This window comes from Parasutterella muris, assembly GCF_009767915.1.
GTDB lineage: Bacteria > Pseudomonadota > Gammaproteobacteria > Burkholderiales > Burkholderiaceae_F > Parasutterella > Parasutterella muris.
Genome location: NZ_WSRP01000027.1, coordinates 22,440 through 41,464 on the forward strand (window position 1 = coordinate 22,440; position 19,025 = coordinate 41,464).

At 46.4% G+C, this 19,025-nt stretch carries 17 protein-coding genes; 12 read left to right on the top strand and 5 right to left on the bottom strand.

Translation table 11 applies throughout. The features are described from left to right. The first annotated feature begins 1 nt into the window (after position 1). Entirely contained in the window at positions 2-3,445 is a 3,444-nt protein-coding gene (locus E5987_RS08885; protein WP_160335738.1) for an Eco57I restriction-modification methylase domain-containing protein, read from the top strand. Here the strand turns inward: E5987_RS08885 and E5987_RS08890 are convergent. The 3 genes from E5987_RS08890 to E5987_RS08900 all read right to left on the bottom strand — a co-directional run bounded on the left by E5987_RS08890 (position 3,429) and on the right by E5987_RS08900 (position 5,408). After that, on the bottom strand, positions 3,429-4,235 hold the full coding sequence (locus E5987_RS08890; protein ID WP_160335739.1) for a TaqI-like C-terminal specificity domain-containing protein: 807 nt from the start codon (positions 4,233-4,235) through the stop codon (positions 3,429-3,431). The genes E5987_RS08885 and E5987_RS08890 overlap by 17 nt on opposite strands. Then, the gene (locus E5987_RS08895) at positions 4,236-4,844 is read right to left on the bottom strand and encodes a master DNA invertase Mpi family serine-type recombinase (RefSeq protein WP_160335740.1); all 609 of its coding nucleotides are present in this window, start codon (positions 4,842-4,844) and stop codon (positions 4,236-4,238) included. Between the two features lie 69 nt (positions 4,845-4,913). Then, positions 4,914-5,408 (bottom strand): tyrosine-type recombinase/integrase, encoded by a 495-nt coding sequence (locus tag E5987_RS08900; RefSeq protein WP_160335741.1) that lies wholly within the window; start codon positions 5,406-5,408, stop codon positions 4,914-4,916. 253 nt (positions 5,409-5,661) lie between these two features. On the opposite strand from E5987_RS08900, the gene E5987_RS08905 reads away from it, so the two are divergent. The 8 genes from E5987_RS08905 (at position 5,662) to E5987_RS08940 (ending at position 13,566) form a co-directional block, all read left to right on the top strand. Then, positions 5,662-6,618: a LysR family transcriptional regulator gene (locus E5987_RS08905; RefSeq protein ID WP_160335742.1), complete on the top strand. Its 957-nt coding sequence runs from the start codon at positions 5,662-5,664 to the stop codon at positions 6,616-6,618. A gap of 112 nt (positions 6,619-6,730) precedes the next feature. After that, positions 6,731-7,204 (top strand): CYTH domain-containing protein, encoded by a 474-nt coding sequence (locus E5987_RS08910; protein WP_160335743.1) that lies wholly within the window; start codon positions 6,731-6,733, stop codon positions 7,202-7,204. 8 nt (positions 7,205-7,212) lie between these two features. Next, complete coding sequence (locus tag E5987_RS08915; protein WP_160335744.1) at positions 7,213-7,851, top strand: hypothetical protein; 639 nt, start codon at positions 7,213-7,215, stop codon at positions 7,849-7,851. Positions 7,852-7,904: 53 nt separating this feature from the next. Further along, positions 7,905-9,425: an SLC13 family permease gene (locus tag E5987_RS08920; protein ID WP_160335745.1), complete on the top strand. Its 1,521-nt coding sequence runs from the start codon at positions 7,905-7,907 to the stop codon at positions 9,423-9,425. Between the two features lie 60 nt (positions 9,426-9,485). Beyond that, complete coding sequence (locus tag E5987_RS08925; protein ID WP_160335746.1) at positions 9,486-10,934, top strand: hypothetical protein; 1,449 nt, start codon at positions 9,486-9,488, stop codon at positions 10,932-10,934. 324 nt (positions 10,935-11,258) lie between these two features. Next, the gene (locus E5987_RS08930) at positions 11,259-12,668 is read left to right on the top strand and encodes an alanine/glycine:cation symporter family protein (RefSeq protein ID WP_160335747.1); all 1,410 of its coding nucleotides are present in this window, start codon (positions 11,259-11,261) and stop codon (positions 12,666-12,668) included. Positions 12,669-12,930: 262 nt separating this feature from the next. Further along, positions 12,931-13,119 (top strand): hypothetical protein, encoded by a 189-nt coding sequence (locus E5987_RS08935; protein WP_160335748.1) that lies wholly within the window; start codon positions 12,931-12,933, stop codon positions 13,117-13,119. A gap of 153 nt (positions 13,120-13,272) precedes the next feature. Further along, positions 13,273-13,566 carry a hypothetical protein gene (locus E5987_RS08940; protein ID WP_160335749.1) on the top strand — a complete coding sequence of 98 codons (294 nt, stop codon included), beginning with the start codon at positions 13,273-13,275 and terminating at the stop codon, positions 13,564-13,566. Positions 13,567-14,013: 447 nt separating this feature from the next. Here the strand turns inward: E5987_RS08940 and aroC are convergent, their stop codons facing one another. After that, entirely contained in the window at positions 14,014-15,090 is a 1,077-nt protein-coding gene (gene aroC / locus E5987_RS08945) for a chorismate synthase (protein WP_160335750.1), read from the bottom strand. Between the two features lie 78 nt (positions 15,091-15,168). Between aroC and E5987_RS08950 the strand changes: the two genes are divergently transcribed. Further along, entirely contained in the window at positions 15,169-15,711 is a 543-nt protein-coding gene (locus E5987_RS08950; protein ID WP_277612585.1) for a GNAT family N-acetyltransferase, read from the top strand. A gap of 35 nt (positions 15,712-15,746) precedes the next feature. Further along, positions 15,747-16,028: a hypothetical protein gene (locus E5987_RS08955; protein WP_160335752.1), complete on the top strand. Its 282-nt coding sequence runs from the start codon at positions 15,747-15,749 to the stop codon at positions 16,026-16,028. A 14-nt stretch (positions 16,029-16,042) separates the two neighbouring features. On the opposite strand, the gene murJ is transcribed toward E5987_RS08955, so the two are convergent. After that, a complete protein-coding gene (gene murJ / locus E5987_RS08960; protein WP_160335753.1) occupies positions 16,043-17,593 on the bottom strand; it encodes a murein biosynthesis integral membrane protein MurJ in 1,551 nt (516 codons plus the stop codon). Positions 17,594-18,265: 672 nt separating this feature from the next. Here murJ and rpsT point away from each other — a divergent pair. Beyond that, positions 18,266-18,529: a 30S ribosomal protein S20 gene (gene rpsT / locus E5987_RS08965; RefSeq protein WP_160335754.1), complete on the top strand. Its 264-nt coding sequence runs from the start codon at positions 18,266-18,268 to the stop codon at positions 18,527-18,529. The last annotated feature ends 496 nt before the right edge of the window (positions 18,530-19,025 follow it).

Here is a 19,025-nt window from a genome sequence, read left to right on the forward strand (position 1 = left end):
TATGAACTACCAAGAGATAATTGAATCTAAATACAACCGAGAGTCTTGGCAACAACTTTTAACCGATATTTTTCGCAGTAAGGCTCAGTTCTGGCGAGCCCCTTCTCCGGTTCACGTTAGTAGCAAAATTGCAAAGGAAGCCTTGCTTCTGGGCAAGATATCTCTTGCTGACGGAGAGTCTATAGCAGTTTATGAAGTTGAACTTAATGACAATGTGGACATTGAACGAAATAAACGTAGCATCCGGGATATGTTGACAAAAGATTGGCGGGATATGGGACACGCTGGGGCCTTTATTTTTGCACATCGTCATAATGAGAGCGCTCTTCGATTTTCTTACGTTAGTGAAACATGGGGATTTAATAAGCGGGGAGAATATGAGAGAGTCTCCACCGATACTATGCGTTATACCTATCTCCTTGGAGAGGGACGCGGTTGCCGTACTGCCATTGATCAGTTTATAAAACTTCGAGATAGTAAACAAACATTGCAAGACATCACAGAGGCGTTCTCTGTTGAGGCGCTGACGAAGAAGTTCTACAACGATTTGTTTGATTGGTTTCTTTGGGCAGTTGATTCGTCGAGCGGAATTTCATTCCCAAAAAGTGCATCTGTAGAAAAAAAAGCTAGTGACGACCTCGAAGAAAAGATTATTCGATTGATTACTCGCATAATGTTTGTCTGGTTTATCAAGCAAAAATCTTTTATTCCTAACCAGCTCTTTGATGAGAATTATCTTAAGACAATTCTTAAGGATTTTGATCCCAACAGCACGACAGAGGGAAATTATTACAACGCGATTCTTCAAAATCTCTTTTTTGCAACCCTTAACAGAGCAATTGTAGATGAAGATGGCAAGAAAAGAATCTTTGCAAAAGAAGACCAAGAAGACGTAAAGACCTTATACCGATACGCGGAGATGTTTAGTATATCGGAGCAAGATGTCGTAAATGTTTTTTCAGAAGTTCCTTTCCTCAATGGAGGCCTTTTTGAATGTCTTGATAAAACAAAAGTAGTTGACGGTGTCATAACGAGCTATAACTTTGATGGTTTTAGCCAAAACACAAGTCGTCTTGCTGACGGTGTCTACAAATATCGAGCAATTGTGCCAAACGCTCTATTCTTTACTCCAGAAAAAGGATTATTCTCAATTCTTAATCGTTATAACTTTACCATCGAAGAAAATACGCCCAATGAACAACAGATCGCATTAGATCCTGAACTTTTGGGCAAGGTATTCGAGAATCTCCTTGGCGCTTATAATCCAGAAACCAAAGAAACTGCACGCAACATGAGCGGTTCTTTCTATACTCCGCGCGAGATTGTTAGCTTCATGGTAGATGAAAGTCTTATTGCCTACCTCGGAGATAACGATTTCAATCGCTCGTTGTTTGCTTCGAATTTTAAGTATGACGAAAATTTCGAAGAAAGATATCTGGCGACAGCCAATAAATTAAAGGCCGTAAAGGTTCTCGATCCTGCGTGTGGCTCAGGAGCTTTCCCGATGGGGTTGCTGAACCGTATAGTCGATGTACTGCAGAGAATTCTTCCAGAAGAAAAAAGTTATGACCTTAAACTTTCAATAATTGAAAATTGCCTTTATGGTTGTGACATTCAGAGCATAGCGTCCCAGATTACAAAGCTTCGTTTTTTCATCTCTCTTATTTGTGACTGCGAGAAGGATCCTTCCAAGCCTAATTTCGGTATTCCAACACTTCCAAATTTAGAGACTAAATTTGTTACTGCAGACTCTCTGCATACAGTGAAGAGAAGAAAACAGGGAAATCTTTTCGAGGATCCTGAAATAGAGATTACTAAGCAAAAATTAAAACAAGTTCGTAGGCTTCATTTCGAAGCAAAATCCGCTAAAACTAAACGTGACCTTCGCAATGAAGACCATCTACTTCGTTCCAACCTCGTAAAGCTTCTGGCGGAAAATAACGATTTCGCGCCGGAGGACGCATGCCAACTGGCATCGTGGAATCCATATGATCAGAACAGTGTTAGTTCATTTTTTGATCCGGAATGGATGTTCGGCCTCACTGATGGCTTTGACATCGTTATAGGAAATCCCCCCTACATACAACTTCAAAATAATGCAGGGAAGTTGGCTAATTTATATGAAAAGAGTGGTTATAGAACATTTGAACGAAAGGGAGATATTTATTGTCTTTTCTATGAACGCGGTCATCAATTGCTAAAAGCAGGAGGGCATCTCTGTTTTATTACTTCCAACAAATGGATGAGGGCGGGATATGGTAAAAAAACTCGCGATTTTTTGGCAAAGAACACGAATCCCATTTTGTTAATAGATTTTGCAGGTGTAAAAGTGTTCGATAGCGCTACTGTTGATACCAACATTCTCCTGTTCTCTCAGGAGCCAAATCAGCATAAAACGCTTTGTACATGTGCAAGTAAACAGGATAAAAATAGCATAAAAAATTTGAGCGTTTTCGTTCAGCAAAATGCCGTCTCCAACAATTTTGCGACGTCTGATTCGTGGGTGATACTCTCGCCCATTGAGCGTAGTATTAAACGGAAAATCGAAAGTATTGGAACCCCACTCAAGGACTGGGATATTCGAATTTACCGTGGAATTCTTACTGGTTGTAACGAGGCCTTCATTATTTCATCTCAAAAACGCAATGAAATACTAGCCAATTGTGCCAATGAGGCTGAGCGCCAAAGAACGGCTGAACTTATCCGACCGATTCTTCGTGGCAGGGACATCAAGAGATATGGATATGAGTGGGCAAATTTATATTTGATTGCCACATTCCCCGCTCGCCACTACGATATTGAAGATTACCCTGCAGTCAAGGATTACTTTTTATCTTTTGCAGAAAATAATCTCCGTACTGCTGGCTATGATTGGGTTGCAAACGGCTATCTTGCAGATTTCTGTCAGCAGAAATTAGCACAAACGGGGAAATTTGTAGAGATATTAGGAAAAAGAATAGTTATCGGAAATGCCCCTGAAAAGGCACGGAAGAAAACCCCTAATAGGTGGTTTGAAATACAAGACAGCATCAGTTATTGGGAGGATTTTCTTAAGCCAAAAGTTGTATACCCAAACATGACAAAGTATTTGCCTTTTTATTACGATAAAAGGGGTTTTTACCAAAATGATAAGTCTTTCATGATTACGGGGAAACATTTGGCCTTTCTGACAGCATTTCTAAACTCTTCTCTTTTCAAATATTGTTTCGTCAATGACTTCCCAGAACTACAAGGAGGAACAAGAGAGTTGCGAAAAATATTTTTCGAAAAGATTCCTGTCATTCGAATTGATGATTCAACAGAAGCCTTATTTAAAGAGTTGGTAGCCAAAATGCAAGACGTTCCATGCAAGCGAATAGCGCTAAGATTGGACTCCTTAATTTTTGATCTTTATGAACTTACGGAAAAAGAACGTCAACAGATTGGTTTTATTGAGATTCTATAAAGGCGATCTCCTCCTTTGTAAGACTTAATGTCTCGTATAAGCTCCCGCTAACTTTTTTGGGGACCGGCAAATTAAGTACATAAATTGAGAACATACGAACAGCGCAGCTTCCTAATTGCACGGAAATGGTCCGGTAGTACCAGTCCATAAGCTTAGTATTCAAGACTGAGGCTAAATACTCTAATAGTTTTTCAGATTTTGAGGAGAAAAAATAGACCGTGTTATTACAGAAAACTTTTTCCTGACATAAAGCAAAAGTTAAGTTCTGAGAAATATCGGGGTAGAACAATTTTGGTTTGGAAAAATCCTCCAAATAAGCGCAGTTTCTTAAATTATATGGAGTATCTCCTTGGTCTGCTCTCTTTTCAATCTTGTCCCAATATTGGTCTAGATGAGCCTTTACAGCAGGATAGTCCTCTATTTTGATGCGAGGAATACGCCCACGAATGCCGTTATGAATATTGATAAGGTATAGTCCATTGTCCATATATCCATACCTCTTGATATCCCTGCCACGAAGAATCGGTCGGATAAGTTCAGCCGTTCTTTGGCGTTCAGCCTCATTGGCACAATTGGCTAGTATTTCATTACGTTTTTCGGTTGATATGATGAATGCTTCGTTGCTACCAGTCTTTATCCCATAATTAATCTGAATATCCCAGTCCTTGAGCGGGGTTCCAATACTTTCGATTTTCCGTTTAATACTACGCTCAATGGGCGAGAGTATCACCCACGAATCAGACGTCGCAAAATTGTTGGAGACGGCATTTTGCTGAACGAAAACGCTCAATTATTTATTGCTAGTCATATTTTTTATGAACCTGGCAAGTGTATTGCGATCAACTTTGCAGATTTTGGCTATCTGTCTTTGAGATGTGCCAATGGTAAGCAGGTCTTGAATGAGTCTTTCCTTCCCAGAAAGTTTATATTTATCAGGAGAATTCTTCCTTCCTTTAGGACGTCCAAGGATGACTCCTTCCGATTTTTTCCGGGCTAGAGCTTCTTTAGTGCGCTGAGAAATAAGGTTGCGTTCAATTTCTGCGGAAAGGCCGAACGCAAAAGCCAACACTTTACTTTGAATATCATCACCAAGACGATAATTGTCCTTGATGGTCCATACCTTTGCTTCTTTCATCATGCATAAATTAAGGATCTCCATAATCATAAAAAGATTTCGGCCAAGGCGCGACAACTCTGCACAAATAATGAGATCATCTTTCTTTATTCGGTTAAGCAACTTTCCAAGCTCGCGCTTGTTATAGGCTTTGGTTCCCGAAATTGTTTCTTCTATCCAACCGTTAACAACCATATTTTTTTCGATGCAGAAGCGATTAATTTCGTACCGCTGGTTTTCAACCGTTTGCTTGTCAGAACTGACCCTAATGTAACCGTATATCATGGCAATCTATAAAAGTTTCTCTATAGAAGCTTTTGGTAAATCAGTCAAGTAAGCTTGCTAAACGACAAATTACAGGGGGCGCACCAAAGCTTCTGAAAAACGCATTCCGGTTTTTGCAACCAGGAGAATAAACCAGCCCCAATTAAGAGAAGCGGATAAATCCAGAGCGGAAAGAAGCTTGTGTAACTCAAACTGATTTAAAAATTTCGCCTTTTTTGAACGCGGCGCACGCCCCTTGATAATGGCTTTGCGAGTAGGATCTCGGTCAATTAATCCATCGTCGACGGCATCCAAAATTGCGCCTTTAAGCTGATGATGAAAATCAATCGTCGTCTGTTTTTCATGGCATTCCGCATACCGATTCAATAGGTCCTGATAGTTAAGTCGGGTCAAATCCCTAAGAACAAGATTCGGAATCAAACGCCTAACCCAAAGAAGCGTCATTTGATACTTATTAAATGTAACTTCCCTGACGGCACCTTTCTTGTAGATACGTAACCACGATTCGTAGTACTCAGCAAAGGTTTGGGATTCTGTCGGAGGCTTTTTAATTTCATTTTTCATGATAAATCACTCAAAAGTGACACGCAGATGAAGTGAGCTGGTTAAAAACCTGGCGACCTCATTAAACACGAAATCAAGTACGAGTCTCGTCCGGAGAAATAGCATACTCAAATTCGGATCATGGCCCTCACACCTCCCCTAACCTCTTGGCTAACCATAATTTCTGCCGATTGAAAATCGATACTGCTGATCAATTAAACTTATTACCGACCTCTTTCTTAAATGAGTTTCCTTACACCAAAAGGTTGTCTGTATGCACAATAAACAGGTCAGCATTTCCCGAATGAATCTTGAGCATCTCAAGACGTTTCATGTGGTCGCAAGTTTAGGCAGTTTCACTGAAGCCGCCAAAGCGCTTTACATGACTCAGCCCGCGGTTTCTCAGCAGATTCAGGGCATCGAACACGCACTGCGCAACCCGCTTTTTGATCGGAGCAAACGCCAGATCAGACTGACCGCCAAAGGAAAAATCCTTTTTAGCTATACGCAGAAACTCTTCGGCATCTTCCGAGAAATCGAAAACGTTTTTAATGACCTGAACCACCTTCTTACCGGTGAACTGACAATCGCTGCAAGCGCAGTCATGGGCAACTATTTCCTCTCTTCGGTCATTAACGAGTTCTACAAAAAATACCCGCTGATTTCCATTCGCTTGGAAATGGGAGACTCCGCCTATGTCACGCACCTTGTCGAAGAAGGTGTCGCTGACGTTGCTTTAAGCCGTCATGTCAGCGGCCTTAAACACTGTCGGCAGAAGCTGCTTATGAAGGAGCCTTATGTCTGCGTCTGCAGGCCCTCGTCGCCGCTCGCAGCCCTGAAAAGACCGCTGTCCCCAAAAGAATTCGCAGAAAGCTATCTCGTCATGCGGCAAAGAGGAAGCCGTATGCGCTCCAAACTTGAAGAGTGGTTTAAGAGCGTCGGCGTCTATGAGTTTCTCACGGCGCCTGCCATTGAAGTCAACAGTCTTGAAAGTTCAAAACGCCTGATTGCGTGCGGCTTCGGCGCCGCAGCCTTCCCGCTCGTTGCCGTCAGTCACGAACTCAAACGAGAGGCTTTGAGCCTTCTCAGCGTTGAAAACTTTTCCGTCACCGCCGATTATTTCCTCGGCTACAACGATAAACGTGAACTCTCGCCCGCCGCGTTTGAATTCATTTCTCTTCTCTCGGACCATATGAAGCCGAAAGAACAAAGTGAATCGATTCACTCATAAGAATTGCTTATAAGACGTATATGATTTGATAATTTTTTATTTTTCTGCCGCAAGCTCAGAATGTACTCATCGTTATTAACCAATGACTTATTCATTTAGCAAGGAGCATAAAGTGGCAAAAGAAATTGAGAGAAAATTCCTCGTCGTCGGCGACGAATGGCGTAAGGGCGCTGTCGGTACACATTATCGTCAGGGCTATCTGAACAGCGTTAAGGAACGCACTGTCCGCATCCGCACCATCAATGACAAAGCATTCCTCACAGTCAAAGGACTGACGGTCGGCTGCACTCGTCTCGAGTTCGAATATGCGATCCCGTATGACGACTGCGTCAAGATGCTCGACGAACTTGCTGAAAAACCCATCATTGAGAAGACCCGCTATAAGATTCCTGCCGGGAACGGCCTGACTTGGGAAATCGATGAATTCCACGGCGTTAACGAAGGTCTGGTTGTCGCTGAAATTGAAATTCCCTCGGAAGACACTGCGTTTGTCAAACCGGAATGGATCGGTGAAGAAGTTTCTTCTGATCCCCGTTATTTCAATTCCAACCTCGTTGCTCATCCTTTCACCACCTGGAACAAGTAGGCCTCAAAATGACAAATCCTTACGACAAAAACAAAGCCATCAGCGCTGACGAAGCCGCCAAAATCATCCCCCGCGCTGAATTCCGTGTCTTTGGTAAAGACATCATCTCCGGCGTTCAGGAACACATGTGGAAATGCAAAGCCACACTTTACGCTGCCCGCATAATGCCGACCGAAGTCTATTTCCTCTCCCGCCGCACCAACGAAGCCAACGTCAAAGTTCGTGACGGACTGCTCGACATCAAGACCAAAGTCGGTGAAACACCCGAAGGCTACGAAATCTTCCAGCCGAGAGGAAAGTTCCAGTTCCCGGTCAAACAGGCAGAACTTGCGGAAATTCTCAAGCATCTGCAGGTACCGCTTGAACTGACCAAGGACGTTTACACGCTTGAAGAGTTCATCGCTATGGCTAAAGACAACCCCGAACTTGCGGTTGTGCGCGTAGAAAAGAAACGCTACGGATTCTCCGTTGAAGGCATCATCTGCGAATACGCCCAGGTTTGGTTCAACGGCGCTATGGTTGAAACTGCCTGCTGCGAAAGCGAAAACTATGAAGGCATGAAGAAAGCCACCGAAGCACTTGGCATCGCCGACCTGCCCAACACAAATTACTTAAAGGCGGCCAAACAAGTTCTCGGCATGAACTAAAGATTTACCAGATTTAACCGGAACGGCGGTCTTGAACGACCGCCGCAAAAACTATGACAACGAACACCGTCCAGACCAAATTCGATCCGTTGGATCTGAACAGTTATTCGCTAAACCGACTCCCCAAAAAAAAGCTCACAAAGACCGGAGCTTTCTTCAGAACATGGGGACTGCCGATCGCCGCAATTCTGTTCGTCCTTCTCGCGTACGTCTTCCAAATTCCTATTCTGAACGCGAAACAGCAGGTGATGTTCGCGCTTTTTGCGACTGCGCTTTTCCTCTGGATCAGCGAAGCGCTTCCGAACTACGTGACCTCAATGCTTTTAATCTGCGGACTCGTGCTGACCGGGATTTTAAAAGCAAAGCCGGCCATGGCCACCCTAGGCGATCCGGTCATTTGGCTGAACGTTTCCGCGTTCGTGCTTGCGAGCGCTCTGGTTAAGACGCAGCTCGTGAAACGCGTCGCGCTTTGGCTGATTCTGAGATTCGGCCGAAACGCCTCGGCAATCTTTTTGACATTCCTCGGCATTAACGTCCTGCTGGCAGCCTTTGTAAACGCGACAGCCGCAAAAGCCGCACTCATGATGCCTCTCTTTATGGTGATCTCTGCGGTTTACGGAGCGCCCGGCACCGATTCCACCAACAATTTCTCCCGTAATCTGGTGCTCTATAACCTCGTCATGATCAATGCGAGCTGCAACGCGTTTATGACCGGATCCGGCGCCAACCTTCTTGCAATCGCGCTGCTCGCGGGCGCAGGCTGCACCATTTATTACTTTGACTGGCTGATGGCCGGTCTGCCGCTTGTCATCGGATTCGGCATCATCGGCTACGCGCTTGGCGTGCGCTTCATCTTCCCGGTCTCAAAGGAAGACTCGCAGCCCAAACTTCAGGGCGGCATGGAGTCGCTCCAAAAAGCCTACGATGAGCTCGGTCCCTTCAAAGTCAATGAACTTAAAGCCATCGCGATCTTCGGACTGGTGCTCCTCGTTTGGGCAACCGATAAGATCCACGGCATCAATGCAACGGTTGTTGCCATGACCGGCGCCGTCATCATGCTCGCGCCGCAGTTTAAGCTGCTGAACTGGAACGACGTGGATATTCCGTGGCACCTGATGATCTTCTCGGCAGGCGCCTATGCGCTGGGTGCAGGTCTGACCGCGACCAAACTGATGGACACGCTCACCAAGGCGATGATGGACGGACTCGGTTTGGCTTCAATGAGCTACTTCAGCCTGTATGCGCTCCTGACCGGCATCTTTATCACGAGTCATTTCATCTTCCAAAGCAAGAACATGAGAACCATTATTTTCATGCCGATCGTCATCGGTATTGCTCAGGAATTAAAGATCGACATCCTTTCGCTCGCAATCCCGGTCGCGCTCTGCATCAACGTCTGCTGGAGTCTTCCGTTTAACGCAAAGCCTAACGCGATGCTTTACGGCACCAACAAATACACGATGGGAGAATCCTTCTATTACGGCTTCGTAATGTCGATTCTCTACTGGCTGGGCCTATTGCTCGCAGGAGCTACCTACTTCAAATGGCTCGGCATCACGCCCGGATTCTTCTAACGAGGTAATCCCCGATCGCGCCGCAAAGCCGAAGAAAGCTTTGGGGGGCGTTTGTTGTGCGTGAGTGAACTCGCCCAGGCGCACGCCCAGGGGACAGACGCGATCAAACTGCACGGCAGAAAACAAATCGAAATCAAACAAAAAATCCGTATCGCCGCTCAATCCAAGAAGCTCAAATACCGAGTCGACAATTTCTTTATCTTTCCGGGTGCGCTTCAGATCACAGAAAACAATTTCAAAAAGGAAGAATTCAAGCGCAATCTGAAGTGCTACCTGAGCCTCTCTGAAACCAGTCCCAGCTTGGAGACGCTCTTTGACGAACTTTCCGAACCGCTGCAGTCCTGCTCCGACATCAATCAGCTCAGCACCGCTTATAAAAGGTTCGGTCTGAGATTTAAATCCGCTCTGCAGGAAAGATGCCGGGCTTTAATGGGAACCTCGGAACTGACAGCTGACGAAGTTGATGACTTTCTGCGCACTGTCGGGCAGCTCCTTGAAGAATTTCGTAAAGTTAAATCCTCTCAGACGCATGACAAGGATGTAGGGCATCTGCTTGACTGCCTTGACGAATTTCTCACGGTGGAAACCGCTTTCTGCCTCAGAGATCTGAGCGCTGTCTTCGTCGGAGAAAACCGAACAAAGATACTCTCTCACTGGCGAGACGTCGAAGACTATCGTCAAATGCATTTCCCTTATGAAATTCCTGAAGGAGAAAGCAAAGAATCCGCATTTCTTCTGCGCTGGTCTCATCTGAAGAAATTTGTGCACAGCTGTCTTTATCTTGACATCCGATATAAGGCAGGAGCGCCCCTGCTGACTCATTCCATCTACGGATCAGCGGCCGCTCTCTCCATGCTGTTTGCGACGATCGTCGCCTTCTTCTACCAGGATCTCTACGGCTCGCTGAGCCGCAACCTATTCTTTGCGCTTGTAATCGCCTACATCTTTAAAGATCGCTTCAAAGAAATTTTTAGAGACTGGCTCTCAAACGTTATTTTTAGAAGATGGATACCGGACAGACGGCTTTTTATTTTCATGAATAATCAGCGCGTCGGTTCGGCCAAAGAAAATTTCGGCTTTGTACGTTCAGAGGAGCTGCCATTGCGCGCTGAGGATTTAATCCGAGACGCTTCACGCAGGTTTGAACTTTCTGCTTTCCGGCCTGACTCCGTATTTCGTTACAGTCGTGAAGTTTCATTGTCGGTCAGCGAACTGCCTCAGCAAACGTGCCTCATTGATATTGTCCGCTTCAATATCTCCGAATTCCTCCATAACCTCGGCGCCAAATCCGAAGAACTTCCGTTTTTCAGCGAAGACGGCAAGAGCCCGAAAGGCGAAAAGCTCTACAACATTTATCTCCTGCGCATATTCAGCTGTGCAGGCAGGATGGACTCCGAAGTGATCAGAATTACTGTAAACGCTAAATCCGTACGTCGAATCAGCATTGTTAAAGCTTATGAGGTTGGAAATTCCGTCATAGAAAACCGCGGCAAATTTATCTATACCTAACGCTATAACCGAGACTTACTTCTTTATCGACTTAAAGCTCACAGGATGTTTAGGGAACCTCAAAAGCTCAGGCATGCCCGGAACTTTTTCGATATCTGCTCCTCAAACCAACCTGCTCTATTACGAGAAGTTTTTTGTCGAAAAAATCCGGAGCCTCGTCACGGAAAATTGGACTATAAGAAAATCGAACAGGACACAATCCCTTAAAAATTAATCCCCCTGAAAACAAAAAGCTGAACAAAAATTGTTCGTATTTGCGGTATCACTAATTTGCGATTGCTACAATTAGTGGTTAATCCTGATACTTATCCTTTTTAATAGTCAATGAATTGGTTCGCTTCTGCTGTCGCGTCTATTAATGACGTTCTTTGGTCTTATGTTCTGATCATCATGCTGATTGGCATCGGACTTTGGTTTACTTTTACCTCGCGTTTTGTCCAAATCACTAATATTCGGGAGATGTTCCGCTGCGTGCTCGAAGGATCCAGAACGCCTCCGCCCAACGGACATATTTCTCCTTTCCAGGCTTTCTGCATTTCTACAGCGTCCCGAGTCGGTGTCGGCAATATCGCCGGTATCGCGATTGCCGTTGTCACGGGTGGTCCCGGCGCTATTTTCTGGATGTGGGTTATCGCGACAATCGGTGCGGCAAGTGGCTTTATCGAATCTACCCTTGCGCAGATCTATAAAATTCGCAAACCGGGCGGAGGCTTTCTCGGAGGCCCCGCTTATTACATCAAGAACGCGCTGGGTTCCCCTTTCTTCGCGGGCGTATTTGCGGTCCTGATTTCCGTCACATATGGTCTGATCTTTAACTCTGTGCAGGCCAACACAATGTCGCTTTCAATTGCGACAACTTTCCAGATTGACCCGCTCTACACCGGCATCGGCGTTGCCATTCTGACTTCACTTGTAATTTTCGGAGGCATGACACGCATCGCGAAGGTCGCAAGCTACATTGTGCCTTTTATGGCGGGGGCTTATCTTCTGCTCGCGCTTGTGATTACCTTAATGAACATCACGGAAGTACCTCGCGTGCTTCTCATGATTGTCACCAAAGCCTTCAATTTTGAGTCAGTAACCGGCGCCGCAATCGGTACTGCCATGATGACCGGCATTAAACGCGGTCTCTTCTCCAACGAAGCCGGTATGGGTGCTGTTCCGAATGCCGCTGCTGCTGCGGACGCAACTCACCCGGTCAAACAGGGTCTCATTCAGTCCATGGGCGTTTACTTCGACACCCTATTCGTCTGCACCGCTTCTGCGATGCTGGTTCTGCTCTCGCCGGAATGGGAAAGCGCAAAAATTACCGGTATTGAATTGGTTCAGAAATCCGTTGCCGGTCAGCTCGGCACCTGGACAAATTTCTTCATGACAATCGTCGTTCTTTTCTTTGCCTTCAGCTCCATTATCGGCAATTATTTCTACGGCGAAATGAATATGCCCTTTATCTCTAAGAGCAAAGCAGCGCTTCCGATCTTCAGAGCCTGCGTCGTAGTCATGGTATTTGTCGGCTCCATCGCATCCCTTTCCATTGTTTGGGATTTGGCCGACCTCTTCATGGCGCTTATGGCAATTGTCAACTTAATCGCGATTGTTCTCCTCGGGAAGTATGCAATTGCAGCGCTCAGAGATTACAACGCGCAGAAAGCCAATGGCATCACGGATCCGGAATTTGACCCTGCTGTTCTTTCGAACACAAAAGGCGTCAGCTGCTGGCCGAGAAAAAAGTAAGCAAACGGACCTTCAATGAAAAATTAAACTCATAAATTTGGAGAGAGCAAACAGGTATTGTGAACGATGCGACTGACACGCCTTAATCCGGTTCGATCTGTAGGCGTGTCCGCATATACAGCTTGTTAGCCATACCCCGGAGCTTTTTATTATTGAGCTGCCTCCTAATGCGGAGGATTATCCGAATCTCTAAAATGCGATAGAAACGCTAGAAATGGGAGCACGCTCCCATGAAACCTCGCACGTGAGTGCGAGGTAGTTCATGGAAAGCGAAAAAGGTCTGGAAGAATTATCCGAGGTTGATGCCCGCTCCGTCGCAAGAGGCAGAGCGGAAGAAAGACTTGAAATCGTAACTAAACTGATTCGGCTTGGCCAAATGTCCCTAGAAAGGATCTCTGAAGTCAGCGGGCTACCTATCGAAGAACTTCTGAAAATCAAAGAGACCGAGTAGAGTCATTCCTAACAGCAATGTTCGCGACCCTTCTGAAAAACCGTTAACAAACGTGCTCAAGGCGCCGTAAACAGACCAGCCCAACTAACAGACGATACTCGCATTATCTTTGTCAACGGCCGGTTCCGAGGAGATGATCCGATCGGAAGATTAATGAATGATTTTTTCAGTAAGGGAGCTGACGAGATGAAAAACGAAGTTTTAGGTGAACGCCTGCGCCTCTTTAAGGATAGAGATAGTCTAGATGAATTATCCGAAGTTGACGCCCGCTCTGTCGCAAGAGGCAGAGCTATAGGAATAGAAGAAGGCAGAAGAGAAGTGAGATTGTCTTGTGCCAAAAAACTCATTGCTGCAAACCTTCTACCTTTGGAAACAATCTCAAAGGTCTGCTGTCTCTCTTTAGAAGAGTTAGAAAAGATTAAGAGCAACATCACCAATCTTACCTAATCCGCTTCTTTTGGAAGAGAGGCAAGTGTCTGACTAAAGTTTCTCCGGTCAAACTCTTGTTTCTTTGCGCCGCTCTCAACTACAACAAACTTCGTTGATACATCCTGCAGCCATACCGGCACGGGCAACTCAAAAATACAAAAAATATTCTCTTCTAACGCCTCTGATTCAGAAGGTATTCAGCCGAGAATCAATCTACAAAATCCCTTGGCCCTCTCCTCCTTTGCACTGACCTTCAACGGAGGCCTGTGTTATTACCTGAAGCCCTTATCTATATTTTGCGGAGAGGTTCCTTCAGCGCTTTGGGCATGAAGGAACCCCGGCTTACTTGGCATCTTTTGACTCGAAACAAACCAAACGGTTCCTTTCACAACCTCCTCTGAGGCAGAGATTGAATGTGATCACCGGCCTTTTGCCAAATAGCCTGAAGCTGATTCACCGAGCGAATCATCCTATTCTTCCGCATTGACCGCGCTGAGCAAGAACTTGATCCATCAGCACCAGTGCAAAAAGTGCTTCAATAATCGGAGCAGCACGAATACCGACACACGGATCATGACGTCCTTTTGTCGACACGCGCACGTTCTCTCCGTCGACGGTCATCGAATCAAGTTCCGTACGAACCGACGGAGTCGGCTTAATTGCGATTCTCGCGGTTATCGGCTGACCGTTTGAAATTCCGCCGAGAATGCCGCCAGCGTGGTTGGAACCAAAATCATTCTCCCAGCGGGTATTCATTTGATCCGCGTTTTCCGTGCCTCTGGCTCCGATCACGTCAAAACCGTCTCCGATGGATACTCCCTTGACCGCGTTCAGTCCCATAAAGGCGTACGCCAGACAGGCGTCCAGCCTGCGATAGATCGGATCACCAAGACCCGCGGGAGCACCAAGCGCTTCAGCGTAAACCTCACTGCCCGCTGAATCGCCTGACTTCCTTAAAGCGTCCATAAAAGCTTCAAGCTCAGGAACCTTCTGCGGATCCGCGGTAAAAAAGGGATTTTCGTCAACCGCCGACCAATCTTTAATAGCAAGCGGTATTCCTCCTAAATTAGTCAGGCACGCCCGAATTTGAATACCTAAGTTCTTTTCCAGCCACTTGCGGGCGACAGCGCCGGCGGCAACGGTCGGCGCAGTCAGTCTTGCCGAACTTCTTCCGCCGCCCCTCGGATCGCGGATGCCGAACTTACGGTAATACGTATAGTCGGCATGCGCCGGTCTGAACACATTCTCAATCGCAGAATAATCCTTGCTGCGCTGATCTTCATTGCGGATCAAAAGCGCGATCGGCGTCCCTGTTGTAACGCCTTTGTAGAGACCCGAGAGAATTTCCACCGTGTCGCTCTCTTTTCTCTGCGTCACGTGCCGCGATTGTCCGGGGCGTCTTCGATCCAGCTGCTTCTGAATATCCTCCGCGCTGAGTTCCATTCCCGGAGGACACCCGTCAATGACGCACCCGATCGCCGGTCCGTGCGACTCGCCGAAATTGGTGACGGCAAAGTATTCTCCAATGCGTGATCCTGCCATTTAACTTCCTTTCCTTATTTGAGCCCCTAGAGGCGGACGCTGTAAGAAATTGTATCTTAATCGACTAAAATCTCTGCCATATTCTATGAGAGAAGAAAAATGGTTTCCTTAGATGTCAATATTCGTTTCGCGCATGAAAGAGACATCGACGCGATTACAAGCATTTATGAACAGGCGGTGCTTTTAGGAACTGGAAGTTTTGAGATTGATCCGCCTGATGAAAAAGAGATGCTTCGAAGAATGCAGCAGGTTTTTGCTTTTAAAGCACCTTATTTAGTCGCCGAATTAGAGGGGCAGATCTTAGGCTTTGCCTACGCGTCCGCCTATCGTCCGAGAGCTGCCTATCGCTTTACCGTTCAGGATTCGATTTACGTCCACCCTGAATGCCGGTCCGTCGGCGTCGGCACACAGCTTCTCACCTCGCTGATCTCTGAGTGCGAAATTCGCGGATTCTCTCAGATGATCGCCATCATCGGCGACTCTGAGAATAAAGCGTCAATCGGTCTGCATAAACACTGCGGTTTTGAGCATGTCGGCACTCTGAAAAACGTCGGATTTAAATTTGACCGCTGGCTGGATTCAGTACTCATGCAAAAAACGCTATCCGCAAGCCAAAACTGACTAAACTAATCAGATCCACTTTAATTGAGACGGTTATGGACGACTACAAAACTGAATACGATCCCGAATGGGTTTTAGCGACACTCAACGACGCTAAAGAAGCGCTGGAAAATTTAATCGCCTATGTTGAAGACAATCCCGATGCCGTCAAGGAAACACTTGATGACGGAATTCAGGATGTATACGCCAAGCTGAATTACGCATACAACAGCGCCAAAGACGGCCCTGAAGCACTCATGACCATGGACGACGATGACTTAGTCGCTTTTCCGATCATGCTACCCTTCAAGCACGGCGTCGACGTCACCAGAGAATAACGAGACTCTCGGATCTAGTCGACTTCACTGACTTTCAGATCCGAGATTCGATAACCGAAAGCGGCGAGTGTTCCAAGATACAGCACCGCCGCACCGACAACCACCGCAAGAATTAGTGCGACCTTGAGAATCCAGGCGCAGGTGAGCTCTGTCCAAACCACATAGTGCTGAATCACGCCCAAATAAACAACGAGCAGCGCGGCGCCGACAAAGATAGCAATAAAGAGCTTTTTCCAGCCGGCAAGCGGCGTGAAAACGCCTCGTTTCCTAAGCGTCAGCATCAGCACTCCCGCATTAAAGCAGGCTCCCATACCGACAGAAAGCGCAAGCCCCGCGTGAGAAAACAGCGGAACATTGATCAAATTGAAAATCTGAGTCACAACGAGCGCCGTACATGCAATCTTCACCGGTGTCTTGATATCTTTCTGCGCGTAAAAACCGGGCGCGAGGATCTTAATGCCGATCAGCCCAATCAGACCGCAGGAGTAGCCGAGCACCGCCGTCGAAGTCTGAAAGACATCATTGGCGTTAAAGCGGGCGCTTTGGAAGAGAACTGCAACCAGCCCTTCCCCAAGCATCGCCAAACCAATTGCGGCAGGAATCGCAAAAGCCGCCACCAATTTAAGCCCCCAATCCAATAGCGCGTTGTAGCGCTCCTTCAGTCCTTTGGAAAAGGCTGCTGAAAGACTCGGCAGAAGAACTGTACCCAAGGCGACTCCTAAAAGCGCAGTCGGAAATTCCATGAGGCGATCGGCGTACGCAAGCCAAGTCACCGACCCTTCCTGAAGAAAAGACGCGATATTTGTGTTGATCAGGATGGAAATCTGAGCGACGCCAACACCAAAAAGCGACGGCACCATTAATTTGAGCACGCGGCGAACGGATGGATCTTTAGCTGCGGTTATCGGATTGATGAATCTCGGAAAAAGACCGAGCTTCACCAACTGAGGAATCTGAACAAAAAGCTGAAGAAATCCGCCGGACATTACACCGATTGCCAGTGCAAAAATCGGACGTTCTAAATGAGGCGCAATAAAAAGCGTCGCGGTAATCAGCGAGAGGTTTAAGAGAATCGGAACCGCCGCCGGTATCGCAAAGTGTTTCCATGTATTAAGAATGGACGAGCTCAGCGCGACCATTGACATGAAGAAGATATACGGAAACATGTACCGCGTAAGCTGTACAGCCGTATCAAAAGTCGTCGGCTCCTCGGTGAGACCTGAGGCAATTACCCAGACGAGCACCGGTGCGGCCAAAACGCCAAGTATGCTGACGACTAAAACTACAAACGCCAGCAGAGAGGCAACTTTGTCGATAAATGACTTAGCCTCATGAGGCGAGCGTGTACTTCGGACATCCGCGAGCATCGGTACAAATGCCTGCTGAAACGCTCCCTCGGCAAAGAGCCTGCGCAATAAATTCGGCAGTCTGAAGGCAACATAGTAGGCATCCGTATCTCCGCTTACGCCAAAAACTCGGGCAATAAGGATGTCTCGAATCAGACCTGTGATACGAGATAAAAGTGTCATGCCGGATATAACCGCGGCGTTGCGAAAGATGCTCACGTCTGTACCAAAACAAAAATACTGTAAGAACAGGATTGTAACAGTCCTTGACAGCCAGGCGACGCTATGCCTATGACGGCACTGCCCGAAAGAAACAATCCTATCTTCCGTCCACAATATAGGCGAGAGCGCTTCCAAAATCTGCTTCTGACACAAGAAGCTGAAGTTATCGAAAAAGTCAATTGTCTCTCTGTTGGTTAGGCCTAAGCGATTTTGCGAGGTTAAAAATCCCAGCACTTGGATTATTGACCTCTTAAAATGAGAATGTCAGTTGCTTGGATAAGGTACTATCTCTAACACGTATTCTTTGCTTATAGAAAGCGGGCTGTGAACGCCATGTGCTCATCTAAAGGATTAACCTTGAACTCTTTGTTGTATTCAGTCAGGAAGCACTTGAATCCCTTAGCTTTCACCTCAGAGTTCTTTACCTTAGTGCCTAGCAGTAAAACAACCCATGTTGGAACTACTTCGCAAAGTTTTGTGTGCCTAACAGACAATTGCCTCCCGGTTGATAACAGGAGGTTTTTTTTATATAATCCTGCTCTTTCGTATGGTTCTTTTTCATTTGAGAAAGAGCAAATTTGATTAACCTAACCGGCCGAGCCCGTAGTATTGCTAGTGGCGACCGGTAAAGATTGAAGACGCCACTCGCATAGGCAAGGAAAATAAACAATGGCAAATACTAAGCAAGCTCGCAAGCGCGCTATTCAGGCAGTTGCTCGCAACAAGCATCTTTCCGCTCAGCGCTCTCGCTATCGTACAGCTATCAAGAACGTTCGCAAAGTCATCCTGACCGGCGACAAAGAAGCTGCACTGGTTTCTTACAAGACCGCTCAGTCCGTTATTGACTCAATGGCTGACAAAGGCGTTCTGCACAAAAACGCAGCTGCTCGTCATAAGAGCCGCCTCGTTGCTGCTATCAAGGCTATGGCCTAATTCTGCAGCACCTGCCTTATAAAAGGCATGGAAAAAAGCTCGGGTACATACTCGGGCTTTTTTTGTCCTACGTCCCATCCCCTGCGCTCTTCTCAGTTTGCTCGCCTTGGCGAGGAGGAAACCTTAGGGAACTTAATTTAGTGAAACGCTTTTCAGCGACTGCATAAATGGAGCAGTTACACAGCCTTGCTAACCAACATTAGAAGAACAGAATGCGAGCGTAATTTATGCGCTGCTTCGACAGCTCCGGAGAATCGAAAATAACTTTAGTGTCTTAGAAGCCAGACGAGCGGTGTACGAGTGGACATACAAGATCATTTTGTATTGTGCTGTCTCAGTCTTATCCTAACCCGTTTGATCCTGAATTCCGTGCCCTCTAGGTGATAAATCTTGGAGGCACGGCTATCTTCAGAGCTTCTATCGTCGCTCTTAGTTTCTTGGGGATTAGGTCCCAGTAAAAAGAGTTTTCTTCGTCAGATTTCCTGCTGGTTACGTC